Genomic DNA, 13591 nt, shown 5'->3' on the forward strand with positions numbered 1-13591 from the left:
CCCCGGGTCCGTATCGTACGGGACGGAGATACCCATGAGCGCGAACACCACACCCGCGGACCTGTATCGCCACGGTCTGCGACTGCTGCTGGACAAGGACATCCCCGCGTGGGTCGACCTGTGGGACGAGGACGGCGTCTTCGAGTTCCCGTTCGCGCCGGCCGACCGGCCCCAGCGGTTGGTGGGCAAGGCGGCCGTCGCCCAGTACATGCGCCACTACCCCGACCACATCGACCTGCACGACTTCCCCTACGTCGAGATACACCGGACCACCACGCCGGAGACCATCGTGGTCGAGATGCGCGGCGTGGGCCGACTGGTGGCCACCGGCAGCCCCTTCGACATGTCCTACATCGCCGTGGTCACCATCGAGGACGGCCTGATCACCCGCTACCGCGACTACTGGAACCCGCTCGCCCTCCAGGACCCCGCCGCCGACTTCGCCGGGAGCAACGCGTGAACGAGATCCGACCCGCGCGGGAGACCCAACACGTACAGGAGGGCCGACTCGCGAACGAGACCCGACCCGCGAGCGAGGCCCGACTCGGGGACGAGACCGGGGAGTTCATCCTGGTCATCGGGGCCACCGGCACCACGGGCAGCCGCGTCGCCGCCCGGCTCGTCGCCGCGGGACACCCCGTCAAGGCCGCGAGTCGGCGCGCCCGTCCGGTGCACGGCGCCCATCCCGTACGGTTCGACTGGGACGACCCCACCTCCTTCGAAGGCGCCCTCGAAGGCGTGGACCGGATCTACCTCATCCCGCCGCTCGGCTCCCCGGACCCGGCGGCCGTCATGGTGCCCTTCCTCCGCCGGGCCCGCGCAGCGGGGATCCGGCGCGCGGTACTGCTCGGTTCGTCGGCAATCCCCGCCGGTGGTCCGGCAGTCGGCCGCGTCCAGGCGGCCCTGCCCGACCTGGTCCCCGAATGGGCGGTGCTGCGTCCCTCGTGGTTCATGCAGAACTTCACCGGCGACCACGCCACGCCCGGACGATCCGAACGCACGGAGCCATCCGCACGGCCACCGGTGACGGCCGCGTCGGATTCGTCGACGCCGACGACATCGCCGCCGTCGCCGTACACGCGCTCACCGACGCACAGGCCCCGAACGCCGAACTGGTCCTCACCGGCCCCCAGGCCCTGGGCTACGACGACATCGCCGCCGTCCTCACCCGGGTCACCGGCCGCACCGTCACCCACCAACGACTGACCCGCGAGCAGATGTACGACCGCCTGGCCGCCGACCTCCCCGCCGAATTCGCCGCGATGCTCGCCGACCTGGACCACGCCATCGCCACGGGTGCCGAGGACCGCACCACCGACACCGTGCAACGCCTCACCGGCCGCCCGCCCCACCCGTTCCACACCGTCGCGCAACGAGAACTGGGCCGCCACGGCACCTGATCCGAACCACGAGCTCGGATGCCCACCAAGCGCGGCGGAAGAGTGCCCCGCCCCCTCCGATCACCGCACCCGCCCGCTCAGCCAGGCCGCGGCGCCGAACCACTCGGACAGCCGACCGTCCAGTTCCGACTGATCCTCACCCACCCACACCACGTGGCCGTCCGGACGCAAGAGCACCGCGGGCACGTCCGGTTCCTCGCCGACCTCGGCGACGTGGTCGACGCGATCCGCCCAGCCCGTCACCGAAAGCCGGCCGGTCCGGTCGAGCAGCAGTCCGCGGCCAGCGTGCATCCGCTCGTACAGACGCCCTTCCTTCAGCGGCACGTCCCGCATCCGCCGGCCGAGCAGTTCATGGCCCTGGTCGTCGCCGAAGTCGTAGCGGATCCCGACCGCGGAGATGATCTCGGTGATGTACCGGTTCACCTCGTCGAAGTCCATCAGCTTCGAGAACAGCTCCCGCAGCGCGGTCGCTCCCGGATCGGCCCCCAGCAGGGTGATCTGCGCCCGGGTGTTCTCCAACACGGCGGCGCCCACCGGGTGCCGTTCGGCGTGGTAGCTGTCCAACAGCCCTTCCGGTGCCCAGCCGTTGACCGCGGCGCCCAACTTCCAGCCGAGGTTGAACGCGTCCTGCACGCCGAGGTTGAGCCCCTGCCCACCGGTCGGCGGGTGGATGTGCGCCGCGTCGCCGGCCAGCAGCACCCGGCCGACCCGGTAGCGCTCGGCCTGCCGGGTGGCATCGCCGAACCGGGACAACCAGCGCGCCGAGTGCGCGCCGAAGTCGGTACCCGCGACGGCCCGCAACCGCTGCTTGAACTCCTCGAGGGTCGGCGCGGTCGAACGGTCCTCGGCCACCCCGTCGGCGGGCACGACGATGCGGTACAGCCCCTCGTTCTCGTCCTGGAGAGGCATGAGGCCGAACCGCAGTTGGGTCTTGTGGACTTCCGCGACGACGGCGGCGATCGTCGCCGGATCCTCGGTCACCTCCATGACACCCAGCATCGTCTCGACCTTGGCGGGCACACCGGGGAAGCCGACGCCGATCCCCTTGCGCACCGCGCTGCGGGCGCCGTCGCACCCGACGAGGTAGCGCGACCGCAGGTGCGTACCGTCCGCCAGTTCGACGCTCACCCCGTCCTCGTCCTGGCTCACCCCGACCACCTGGCAGCCGCGCCGGATCTCGGCACCGAGTTCGCGGGCCCGCTCGTCGAGCAGCCGCTCGGTCAGCGGCTGCGGCGTGGCGAGGCCGTACGGGTGCGCCGTGTCCAACCGCTCCGGCCACGGCTTCATGATGCCGCCGAAGAGACCACCGGCCTGGAACTTCTCACTGACCGCGAGGAAGCGGTCCAGCAGACCGCGCTGGTCCATCATCTCGACGCTGCGCGTGTGCAGGCCCTGCCCGCGGGATTCCCCGGTCGGCTCGGTCAACTTCTCCAGCACGACCACGTGGACTCCGGCCAGCCGCAGCTCGCCGGCCAGCATCAGGCCGGTCGGTCCGCCGCCCACCACGATCACGTCAATCATCAAAACGCTCATTTCCGCAGGTTGTGGAGCTCAGGTCGATCATTCTGCGGCCCGACGGGGGCCTTGCCGCAAGCCCCCCGGTGCGCTATACGTTGAGGTAGGCAAGGAGTGGGTACTCCTTGCCTTTCGCTTTCCCCGCTCCATGCGGACGAGCGCACGCCGGCGCACCGCGACGCCCCACGAACGCCGACCGGAACTCACCGATCACCCACACGACTTCGAACCCGCCGACACCCCTCGGTCGGGTGGTGGGGTGCTCGGGCCGGTGGTCGGGTCGGGTCGGGTCAGTAGTCGAAGTCGATGTAGTCGATGGCGGTGAATTCGACGACGAGGTCGTCGGCTCGGTGGCCGTTGTCCTTGAAGTAGGCCTCTTGGAGGCCGGTGGCGACAATACGTTCGAGGTCCTGTTCGCGGGCACCGGCGTGGCGGGCGTCGAAGAGCTGTTGCGCGTATCTCGGGGCCAACTGCTGGGTGATCCGGCGCATGCGGGGGTCGTCCGTGGAGCCGGCCGCGGCGGAGAAACCGAAGCGGGCGCGGGCCTCGATCGTGACACCGCCGACCGACGCGGCGCGCTGCTCGGCGCGGCGGCGGACCTGGGGTTGCCAGCGGCGCAGGACCTCGGCCTCGATCCGGGCCGCGATCGCGGGCGGCGGGTGCTTGCGGTCGCCCTTGAGGTAGCGCTCCACGGAGCGCTGACTGACGCCCAGCCAGTCCGCGACCACACGCGTGCGGCCCTTGGCCCGGCCGACCAGGAAGCGCACCCGGGCCTGGGTCGACTTGGGCGGCTTGCGGGTGAGGACGTGCTGTGCGGCCTGGTCGAGACCGTCGCCGATCTTGCCCACCGGGGCTCCTATTCGCCTTCGGCGACGGCGTCGACGCCGTCCTTGATGTGCCGGGCCGGGTTCTGCGCCTCGACCAGCAGGCCCAACGCCCATTCCAGCGAACGGGTGCCCTCGTGCTTGACCATGCCGGGGCTGACCCCGAGCCGGAACCCGCCGGGAACGGTCTTGCCGTCGGCCCCGCGCGGCAGCACGTCCAGGGGTGACGGGCCGGACGAGGGATAGACGACGCAGTCGGACAACACCGCGAGCGGGTACAGGTCGGCGACCGTCGCGAGCTTGCGCATCTTGCGGTGCATCCCGACGCGGGCATTGGCGATCACCGCGGCCCGGATGTCCGGACGCCACGTCGGCCGCTCCAGCGCGGGCCAGCGGTCACCGGGTCGGTAGCGGGCCCCTTGCGGTCGCTCACGCAGTTTGCCGATGCCGCCCTTGACGGTCGCCTTGATCGCGGAGAGCACGACGGCCCGGCCCGGATCGACCTTCTTGTGATGGCGCATCGCGTCGAGGAAGGCGGCCTCGTCCAGGTCCGGCGTCACGCCGAGATCGGCCATCGTGGCCAGATAGGCGTCCCGAAGTCGGCCGTACCAGGGATCGAGGTAGGAGCCGTGGTCCGGCCGCACCCACGCCTCGAACGGGTCGACGACGGCGCCGAGTTCGACCGCGTACGCCACCGTCGGCGTGGCGTACCAGCCCGGACCGGTCGGCGGGACGCCGTCGGGGGTGAACGGACTGGGCAACCTGGGATCGACCGCGACGCCGGACAGATCCACGTACCAGCAACCCGGCAGCTTCTTGTCGAACGTCGGCGCCTGTACGTGGACCGGCCCGCCCAGCCCCACCGGCAACCGGCTCGCGGCGGCCAGGAACGCCGCGTTGACGTCGAGACCGACCGCGTACTCCAGATTGCCCTCGTCGTCGCCGACCAGGTGGATGGCCCGATGCCAGTCGTACGCCTCCTCGACCAGCACGTCCGCGCCGGTGCGCGTCTGCGCGACCGGATGCTCGTCCGGCGCCTCCGGCGGCGCGGGGTCGACCGCCTCGGTCAACGACCCGGCCACCGGGCCCGAACGCCAGCCGCCGGTCGTCGCGTCCTTCACCGCCTGGGTCGGCGGCCGGAGTTCGGTCATCAGACTGAGGCCCGCGACGGCGGTGGAGCCGCGCGGGGTCAGTACGCGCGTGGCGTATCCGCCGAGTACGTCGGCCAGCTCCGCCGCCGGCAGCGACTCGGCGGCACCCCACGAGCGGGTGTCGAGCGCGCCCCACGGCAGGATCGCGAACTGCACGCACTGTCGGCGACCGCCCTCGACCGGCCGGTAGACCTTGGCCCATGGGCCGAACCCGCGACGGGTCAGCTTCCAGCCGTCCCGGGTGACCTGCTTGACCACCTTGTGGTCCTCCGGCAGCCGCAGATTGCGTCGGTCCTCCAGTTCCGCGGGCAACCCGAGCCGTGCGGTGGCCGCCGCCGTGAGCACGATCAGCGGATCGGCGTCCCGTCCGGAGCGATGCAGTCGCTCCGCGCCGAGCCCGGCTTCCAAGGCCCAAGTGACCACGGCGGGAAGCGACTTCGCGGGACAGACCAGGGTCCGCAGGTCGGTCAGACGAGCACGGAGGGCGGAACCGTCGACGTCCAGGACGGCGAGGGGGCCGGCGGGGAATCGGGGTTGGGCGGTGGCGGGGTGCGGCGGTGCGAGGGTCGCTTTTCTTTCGGGCTTCGTGGGGGCGGGGGCCGGAGCCGAATCCGGGTCCGGGAGCGGGGGCGGGGGCGGAGTCCGGGGTTGAGGCGACGTCGGCTGCGTCTCCTGCTCGGCAACGGATGGTGCCTCGACCTCCACGGCCACGACCGCGGCCACGTCCGTGTTCCCCTCCGGCCCGGATTCCGGCACGTCCACCGACGCGGCGACCGGTTGCGACTTCGACGCCGGTTGCGAGTCCGGGTCCGAGAGCATCGCCGATGCCGAGGGAATCGCCGGCTCCGCGTCCGTTGACGGCTTCGCGTCCGTTGGCGGCTCCGCGTCCGTTGGCGGCTCCGCGTCCGTTGGCGGCTCGAAGCCCGACAACGGCTTCACGTCCGCCGCCGATGACGCTGCCGCTTCCGAGGCCGCCGATTCGGGCGACCGCACCGTTGTCTCGCCGGCCTCCCGCCCGGCCCCGCCCAGCGTCGGATACCGCGCCGCCAACCCGTCGAGCAATCGGACGTACGCCTGCCGTTGCGGCGGCCGAGGTTCGCTGCGGCCCTTCTCCCAGGCGACCACCGTCTCCCGGGCAACCCCGAGCGCGTCCGCGATCTGACGTTGGGTGAGCCGTGCGACCTTCCGCAACCGCTCCCGCTCGGCGGGCGGCGGCAACTCGACCTCGGCCGCGGCCTGCGCCAACAGGGCGTCGACGGCGTCGAACAGCTCGGACACGAACGATCTCCTCACATCGATCACACACCTATATCACGCCCCACCTCACACCTATCTCACGTCACCTGCCCGCACGTCGCCGAAGGAGCAGCACACGGTGCGCGGGCTCGCGTCGTGCGCGTGGTCGGTGGCCGTGGCCGTGGCGTCGGCGACGACGAAGGCGCGGTACCCGAGGGTGAAGGCGTCCCGGGCGCCGGACTCGCAGCACACATCGGTCGTGGCGCCCGTGACCAGAGGCCGGGGCGAGCATCATCACCCTGTGTATTCACCGTCGGCTGACCCGTGACGCGCGGGGGATACACACGACATGATGCCGGTTACACCATGTGGGGTACACAGGGCCGGGCCGCCCACCGCGACCTCTCCCCCATCGGTGCGCATGGCCGGCACCGACCATCGACGGGGGATCCGAACTCGTGCTCTGTCCATCCTGCGGCGCCCGCTCGACGCTGCCGGACCGCTGTACGAACTGCGGTCACCAGGAATACGCCCCGCCCACCACCCCGGTATCCGACTCGACGCCCCTGGACCAGCGCTTCGCCCGGTTCGGTCCCGCCGCGACGCCGCCGCCGGGTTGGTACGCCCCGGTGTTCCGCTCCCTGCGCGGCCCCGCCCTCGCGCTCTACATCCTGCTCGGCGTCACCGCCGTCCTGTCCTTGCTCGCGGCGATCGCGCTGTTCCACCGTGCAAGCCTGGTCGACGAGACCCTGCGGGGTGGGTGGGTGTCCGCCGACCCCGACGAGGCGAACCGCTCCATCGGTGTGTGGTGGGGCCTGGCGAGTCTGGCCATCGTCGCGGTCATGGTGATGTTCGTCATCTGGTTCCACCGCGCACGCCGTAACGTCGAACTCTTCCCGCCTTCGGTGCAACACCTGTCCAGCGGTTGGGCGATCGGCGGCTGGTTCTGCCCGGTGGTCAACCTCTGGTTCCCGCCGCTGATCGCGCACGACATCTGGAAGGCCAGCGACCCGCGCGCGCCGATGCGGGGCGGCCTCACCCCGGGCCGGCATCCTCTCCTGTCGGCCTGGTGGTTGACCTACGTGGCGGCGAACGTCGTGATCCTCTTCGGTGTCTTCGGGCGTGAGAGCGATGGCGGCGACGACTTTTCCGGCACCGATTCGTGGCGGGAGTACCACGAGTCGTACCGCACCGCCGACACCGCGGCGGGCTGGGCCTTCCTCCTCCTGATCGCTGCGGCCGGCCTCGCCATCGCGGTCGTGGCCCGGATCACCGCCTTCCAGTCCGAGTACGAGCGCGCCTTCGTCACCCCGCCGACGATGCACCCCATGCACGCCGTTCATCCCATGTACGCGATGCATCCCATGCACTCCGCGTATCCGATGCACTCCGCGTATCCGATGCAGGCGATGCACCCCACGCACAACGTGCCGGGGACGCCGGGGCCGCCCTTGATGCAGCCGGCACCCTCGACGCAGCCGACATCCCCGACGCAGCCGGCCCAGCCGACGCAGCCCGATGCCGGTCCGACGACCGGAAGCCACGAGCCGCCCCCGGTTCCCCACCAACCCCCGCCCCGCCCCCGGAACCCGCCGGCCCCGTTCTGACCGAGCCGGGACTCCCCTCCTCCCGGGACGAAGTCGCCCCGGCCAGACGGAAATTCGGCGTCGACGCGCGCAAACGCCCCCGACGACCGAAAGCCGCAGCTCGCGTCGGGCGTGCTCACGCGCGGTCCCGCAGTCGCGCGGTCACGCGCTTGTGCCGTCAGCCGCTGTCGCGTGTCCGTCCCCGTGATCGGGGTATCTCGGTCGCGGCGGCGATCTCGCGCAGAGCCAGCGTCGCCGCCTCGATCGCCGCCGCCGGTGCGCCGCGCCAGACCTCGGCGTGCGCGGCGGCGTTGGCACGGACCGCGTCCTCGGCGACCTGTACGCCCCGCGGCGTCAAGCTGATCAGCGTGCCCCGCCCGTCGCCCTGATCCGGGAGGCGCTCGGCCAGACCTTCGGCGACGAGATGGTTGGTGACGTTGCTGGTACCGCCCGAGGAGAGCAGCAGCGCGCGGCTGAGTTCGGTGGGCTTGAGCCGATAGGGGGCACCGGCCCGACGCAGCGCGACCAGTACGCCGAACTGGGCCGGGGTGAGCCCGAATTCGGGTAGCTCGCGCCGGGTCGCCTCGTCCAGGTCGGCCGCGAGCAACATGATCCGCTTGCTCAGTTCCGTCGTCGCGTCCAGCACGTCGGGCAGTTCGGTCTGCCACGCGCCGATGAGGGCGCTCGCACGGTCCTGGGGGGCAGTCATCTTGACAGCGTATTACAGCCACCTGATAGCTTTCAGAAAAGCTTTCAAGTGAGCTTCTTGCTCTTGATCCCGGCTCGATCCCGTTCGATCCCATTCGAGCTCGGCCCGACGCCGGTCCGAGGCCAGTCCATTCCCCATCGGCTCCGCTCCGATCCGGCCCACACAAACCACACCTCGACGCACCCTCCGGAGGCACCCGTGACCGCCCCTGCCACCCACACCCCCACCCACTCCCCCGACCGGTTGCTCCTGCGCGGCGGCACCGTCGTCGACACCGACCCCCATGTCACCGCCCGACCGAACACCGACGTCCTGATCGAGCACGGCACGATCGTCGCCGTCGGCTCCGGGCTGTCCGCCGAGGGAGCCGAGGTCGTCGACGCCCGCGAGCGGATCGTGCTGCCGGGATTCGTCGACACCCATCGCCACGTCTGGCAGTCGGTACTGCGGGCGGTGGCCGTGGACAGCGACCTGGGCGACTACCTCGGTCTGGTACTCGGCCGGCTCTCCCCCGCGATGCGTCCCGAGGACGTGTACACCGGCAATCTCGTCGGCGCGCTGGAGTGCCTGGACTCCGGCATCACCACGGTGCAGGACTTCTCGCACGTGCAACACCGCGCCGAGCACGGCGACGCGGCGGTCGGCGGACTGCGCGCGGCCGGCATCCGGGCCGTCTTCGGCTACGGCCACCCGCCGTTCGACCCGGCCGCTCGCGACCCGCGCCTCGTCCGCGACCTGCGCGAACGACTGTTCGCCGACGACGACGAGTTGGTCACGCTCGCGCTCGCCCCCGGCGGGCCGTCGTACACACCGATCGACGTCGTCGAGGAAGACTGGCGCCTGGCCGCGGAGTTGCACATCCCGCTGGCCGTACACGTCGGCAGCGGTCCGGTCGCCCAGCGTCCCATCGAGGCGCTGCGCGATCGGGGCCTGCTGAACGCACGCACGCTGTACATCCACGGCAACTCGCTGCCCGACGACGAACTCGCGATGATCGCCGACTCCGGCGGCGCGCTGTCGATCGCGCCGCACATCGAGGCCCAGATGGGACACGGCGCACCGATGATCAACCGCTCACACGCCGTGGGACTGGTCACCGGGCTCGGGGTCGACGTGGTCACCAGCGGCCCGGGCGACATGTTCTCGCTCCTTCGCGCGGCTCTGTTGACCAGCCAACTCGCCGACGGGCCAAGGCTGTTCGCAGCAGACATGCTGCGCATGGCCACCATCGGAGGGGCCGCCGCGCTGGGCCTGGCCGATCGCATCGGATCGCTGGCCGTGGGCAAGCGGGCCGACGTGGTCCTGCTCCGCGCGGACGCGGTCAACCTGGTCGGCGCCACGCACGACATCGCCGGAGCGGTGGTGGCGTCAGCCCATCCGGGCAACGTCGACACCGTCCTGGTCGCGGGCCGCACCGTCAAGCGCGCGGGCCGACTCACCCACCCGCACCTGGCGACCGCCCTCGCGGACGCCCACAACTCCGCCGCCCGCCTGGCCACCACGCCCTGACGCACCGAGCCCGAGCCGGCGCGACCAGGTACAACCGGGCGGTCAACAACGGCAATCGGCATTCGGCAACCGACACCCGGCAACCGGTCGGGAAACGGCATGCCGTGCCGGCAGCACCCCACATGTCCTCCCGGTTCACCCACCTCCCGCTTCCCCGTTCGTTGACCTGCGGACAGTCCTCATACAGGCTCTGGTCTCAGGTGCGGGGGGATCATCGTGGGGAGGCACAGGATGGCGTACTGCGGGGGCTGTTCGGGACAGCGCTATATCCCGATGGACACGATATGCAACGGCTGTGGCGGATCCGGCCAGAACGGAATGGGCTCGGACAGCAACTGGTCCTGCTCGGGGTGCGGCGGTTCCGGACGGATGCAGTCGATGGTGCCGTGTCCGACATGTGGCGGATCCGGAGGCCACGCGGACGACGGCGGCCAGGCGTACGCACCCCCGCGAACCCCACTCACGCGTGCCGGGCGAATCAAGGTCAAACTCTTCAACCTGATCGCCCTCGGCGGACTGGCCGCATACGTGTACTACACGACGCGATAGGCCCCGCCGAAGCCGCGCCTCCTCCGCACGGCGGCTTCGGACGGACCAACGGTCACCGACCGTCTTCCGCCCGAGGCCGCACGAAGGACGACACCCACGCGGAGGACGGCACCCATGTAGCGAAGAAGGACACCTCTATGTAGGGAACACCTCTATATGGAGGACGCGCCCATGGCTGGAACGCGCCCATATATAGGGGCACCGTCCAGGGGCACCGTCTTCACAGCGCTTCGTCGATGACTACCGCCTCATTGCGCCTGCTCGCGAGTGCACTGGCCAGGTATCGGTGCCGACCCGGCCCGACCCGGCCATCCAGGACCTGACGAGACGCCACCCGCCCGAGCTGCTGCGCACGGTCGGCCGCCGGCTGGTGCGCCACGGCACCGAACGGGACGTGGTGTCCGCCGGCCTGGCCGCGCTCGCCGAGACGGCCACCGAGCGAGCCCTGACCACGGCGAGCTTCGCCGACCGCCCTCGCGGCATGACAGACGGCATGGGGAATCGACGGCACGAAACCACCGGTGATCAATCTTCGATGACAACGATCAAGGTTCGTCGGCACGCGACAACTCGCTGTCCGAGCGCTCCGTTAGTGTCGCTCCCCCGGTAATCGAACAAAGATTCGATCAACAAGCGACCACTCTCCTCGTCGAGCTCTCGGAAAGGGCCCCTGTGAAGGTACGGATATCCCGCGACCGCCTCGTCGAGGGCATCGGCTGGGCCGTGCGCGCGCTGCCCGCGCGACCGGTCATTCCCGCTCTCGCCTCGTTCCGACTCACCGCGACCGACGGCACCCTGGCGATCTCCGCGTACGACTACGAGGTATCGGCCGGTATCGAGGTCTCGGCCGAGGTCGGCCGGCCCGGGGAGATCCTGGTCCCCGGTCGGCTGCTCGCCGACATCGCCCGCGCCCTCCCCCACGACCACCCGGTGGACCTGACCGTGGACCCGGCCCGGGCCCGGGTGACCTGCGCCGGTTCGTATTTCGCGCTGCCGCTGCCGGCTCTCGCCGACTATCCGGCCGCGCCGCTGTTGCCGGAGACCGCGGGTACCGTGGGCGCCGCCGGATTCGCCGAGGCCGTCGCGCAGGTCGCCATCGCCGCGGCCCGGGACGAGAGCCTGCCCGTGCTCACCGCGATCCGGCTGCACCTGGCCCACGACGCACTGATCCTGGCCGCGACCGATCGTTATCGGCTGGCGGTGCGACGGCTGCCGTGGCGCCCGGCCACCGAGGATCCGGCGCGGACCGCCCTGGTGCCGGCTCGGGTACTGGCCGATCTCACCAAGCACCCGGCGACCGGCGAGGACCTCCGGCTCGCGCTCGGCCCGGAACCGGGTCGCCGCGGCCTGCTGGGCCTGGCCGGAGGTGGACGACACGCGACCACGCGACTTCTCGACCACGAGTTCCCGCGCTACGACTGGCTGTTCGACAACGAGACCACCGCCGTCGCGACGATCGACACCGCGGCGCTGATCGAGGCCGTGCGGCGGGTGTCCCTGGTGGTCACCCGCAACGCCCCGGTCCGGCTGTCGTTCGCGCGGGACTCGCTCCGGATCGAGGCCGGTACGACCGGCCAGGCCGAGGCACGCGCGACGGTGCCGGTCACGATGGCGGGCGAGCCGACCAGGGTCGCGTTCAATCCGACCCACCTCCTGGACGGCTTGGGTGCGCTCCGTACACACACCGCTCGGCTGGTGTTCAGCGCACCCACGAAGCCCACCGTCCTGACAGACGACCCGCACGCGGACGAGCCGGAGCGCACGAACGGGTCCGACGATCCGAACGCCCCGGTCGACCCGGACACGCCGGTCGACCCGAACAACCACGCAGGCAACGCGACGCACGACGCCGACGGCCCGGGCGCCACGGAGCCCCCGGACTACCGCTACCTGCTGATGCCGATGCGCGGCACCTGATCAACCGGCCGGCCCCGACGACCCGCCCGGACTCACGCCGCGCGGCCCAGCAGCGCGTTCAACACCTCGTCCGTGTCGGCCAGGTCCGCGAGCACGACGTCGGCGCCCGCCTCTGCCAAATCGGCCATGCTCGTCCTACCGGTCGCCACCGCCACGCACCACGCGCCCGCCGCCCGGGCAGTGGCTACATCGCGCACGGTGTCCCCGACTATCACGGTGTCCGCGCCGACATGCCGCAGGCCGAGGTGCTCCCGCGTACGTGCGAACGCCCGCGCCGGCAGGTCGGTCCGCTCGTAGGCGTCGTCGCCGTACGCGCCGAGCCGGAAGTCCACGTGGTCGGCGAGACCGAAGACCGTCATCTTCAACACGGCGAGCGAGTAGAGGTTGCCGGTAAGCACCGACTGGCGTACGCCGGGCATCGTGCCGAGCGCGGTCAGTGCCTCCGACGCACCTGCCAGGACACGCCCCTCCGCGGCCAACTCGGCTTCACGTTGCCGGAGTTCGGCGACGATCAGGTCCAGGAAGGCATTGAGCATGCCGCCGTCCGGCGGCATCCCGTGCGCGCGCAGCACCTCGCTCGCCGCGGCCAACTCGGTACGCCCGTCGAACTGCCAGGGCTGGTCCAGCGCACGCCCGGAAAGTTGACGAAACGCCGCCGCGTAGGCCCGCCTCGACACCGTTCCGCCGTCGATCAGCGTGTGGTCGATGTCCCACAACACCAGCCGGGGGCCGGCTTCATCAGTCGCCATGCGCACTCCGATCGTCGACAACCATCCGTGCGGCCATTGCTCAGAGCATCGCACTCGTCGCCCCACGCATTGACGACGGGGTCGCCGGAACAACTACGGAGTGCGCTGCCATGGGCACCCGGAGTGCCCGGCGCCGCATCGCATCCGCTCCAGGTGCGCCCGACCAAGACACATCGAGGCAGGCCGAGCACGCCGGGCACTCTCCCTTTTCAGCCGTAAAAGCAGATTTCCTAACGGTTCAAGCAGGTTTTGATAGCCGATCACGCGCCCCGGGCCATGCCCGGAAAGCCCGGACACCGGCAATTCACGGCCTCACCCGGCCGGCAGCCGTGGGATCCCGGGAGCCGGCCGGCCCCGATATCACCGCGAATCCACCCGACCCGCATAGCGGGCGGACGCCGAGAAGGCGCGGGGAGGACGCTCGAAAGACACTGCGGAGACACCGG

Annotated in this window: 11 protein-coding genes and 1 pseudogene; 5 read left to right on the forward strand and 7 right to left on the reverse strand. The window is 71.1% G+C overall.

All coding sequences use genetic code 11. From position 1 onward, the window contains the following. Positions 1-34: 34 nt before the first annotated feature. Both ACWCPW_RS03785 and ACWCPW_RS03790 read left to right on the forward strand, forming a co-directional pair. Entirely contained in the window at positions 35-460 is a 426-nt protein-coding gene (locus ACWCPW_RS03785; RefSeq protein WP_449759960.1) for a nuclear transport factor 2 family protein, read from the forward strand. 107 nt (positions 461-567) lie between these two features. After that, positions 568-1400: pseudogene (locus tag ACWCPW_RS03790) on the forward strand (NmrA family NAD(P)-binding protein). A gap of 60 nt (positions 1401-1460) precedes the next feature. Here the strand turns inward: ACWCPW_RS03790 and rox are convergent. The 4 genes from rox to ACWCPW_RS03810 form a co-directional block, all read right to left on the reverse strand. Continuing rightward, positions 1461-2921 carry a rifampin monooxygenase gene (gene rox, locus ACWCPW_RS03795; protein ID WP_449760211.1) on the reverse strand — a complete coding sequence of 487 codons (1461 nt, stop codon included), beginning with the start codon at positions 2919-2921 and terminating at the stop codon, positions 1461-1463. A gap of 284 nt (positions 2922-3205) precedes the next feature. Further along, positions 3206-3763, reverse strand: a complete 558-nt coding sequence (gene tpg / locus ACWCPW_RS03800; protein ID WP_449759961.1) for a telomere-protecting terminal protein Tpg — start codon at positions 3761-3763, stop codon at positions 3206-3208. 8 nt (positions 3764-3771) lie between these two features. Continuing rightward, a complete protein-coding gene (gene tap / locus ACWCPW_RS03805) occupies positions 3772-6168 on the reverse strand; it encodes a telomere-associated protein Tap (RefSeq protein ID WP_449759962.1) in 2397 nt (798 codons plus the stop codon). A gap of 51 nt (positions 6169-6219) precedes the next feature. After that, complete coding sequence (locus ACWCPW_RS03810; protein WP_449760212.1) at positions 6220-6402, reverse strand: isochorismatase family protein; 183 nt, start codon at positions 6400-6402, stop codon at positions 6220-6222. Positions 6403-6584: 182 nt separating this feature from the next. On the opposite strand from ACWCPW_RS03810, the gene ACWCPW_RS03815 reads away from it, so the two are divergent. Continuing rightward, on the forward strand, positions 6585-7733 hold the full coding sequence (locus tag ACWCPW_RS03815) for a DUF4328 domain-containing protein (protein WP_449759963.1): 1149 nt from the start codon (positions 6585-6587) through the stop codon (positions 7731-7733). A 157-nt stretch (positions 7734-7890) separates the two neighbouring features. On the opposite strand, the gene ACWCPW_RS03820 is transcribed toward ACWCPW_RS03815, so the two are convergent. After that, positions 7891-8421, reverse strand: a complete 531-nt coding sequence (locus ACWCPW_RS03820; protein ID WP_449759964.1) for a MarR family winged helix-turn-helix transcriptional regulator — start codon at positions 8419-8421, stop codon at positions 7891-7893. Between the two features lie 198 nt (positions 8422-8619). On the opposite strand from ACWCPW_RS03820, the gene ACWCPW_RS03825 reads away from it, so the two are divergent. After that, positions 8620-9930, forward strand: a complete 1311-nt coding sequence (locus ACWCPW_RS03825) for an amidohydrolase family protein (protein ID WP_449759965.1) — start codon at positions 8620-8622, stop codon at positions 9928-9930. 769 nt (positions 9931-10699) lie between these two features. On the opposite strand, the gene ACWCPW_RS03830 is transcribed toward ACWCPW_RS03825, so the two are convergent. Beyond that, positions 10700-11008 (reverse strand): hypothetical protein, encoded by a 309-nt coding sequence (locus ACWCPW_RS03830; protein ID WP_449759966.1) that lies wholly within the window; start codon positions 11006-11008, stop codon positions 10700-10702. Between the two features lie 143 nt (positions 11009-11151). Between ACWCPW_RS03830 and dnaN the strand changes: the two genes are divergently transcribed. Further along, positions 11152-12396, forward strand: a complete 1245-nt coding sequence (gene dnaN / locus ACWCPW_RS03835; RefSeq protein ID WP_449759967.1) for a DNA polymerase III subunit beta — start codon at positions 11152-11154, stop codon at positions 12394-12396. A gap of 32 nt (positions 12397-12428) precedes the next feature. Here the strand turns inward: dnaN and ACWCPW_RS03840 are convergent, their stop codons facing one another. Beyond that, positions 12429-13145 carry an HAD family hydrolase gene (locus tag ACWCPW_RS03840; RefSeq protein ID WP_449759968.1) on the reverse strand — a complete coding sequence of 239 codons (717 nt, stop codon included), beginning with the start codon at positions 13143-13145 and terminating at the stop codon, positions 12429-12431. Positions 13146-13591 lie beyond the last annotated feature (446 nt).

This window comes from Embleya sp. NPDC001921, assembly GCF_053594475.1.

Coding starts and splice junctions, on each gene's coding strand:
- ACWCPW_RS03785 (WP_449759960.1), top strand. CDS start 35: ATGAGCGCGAACACCACACCCGCGGACCTGTATCGCCACGGTCTGCGA.
- ACWCPW_RS03820 (WP_449759964.1), bottom strand. CDS start 8,421: ATGACTGCCCCCCAGGACCGTGCGAGCGCCCTCATCGGCGCGTGGCAG.
- ACWCPW_RS03840 (WP_449759968.1), bottom strand. CDS start 13,145: ATGGCGACTGATGAAGCCGGCCCCCGGCTGGTGTTGTGGGACATCGAC.
- rox (WP_449760211.1), bottom strand. CDS start 2,921: ATGATTGACGTGATCGTGGTGGGCGGCGGACCGACCGGCCTGATGCTG.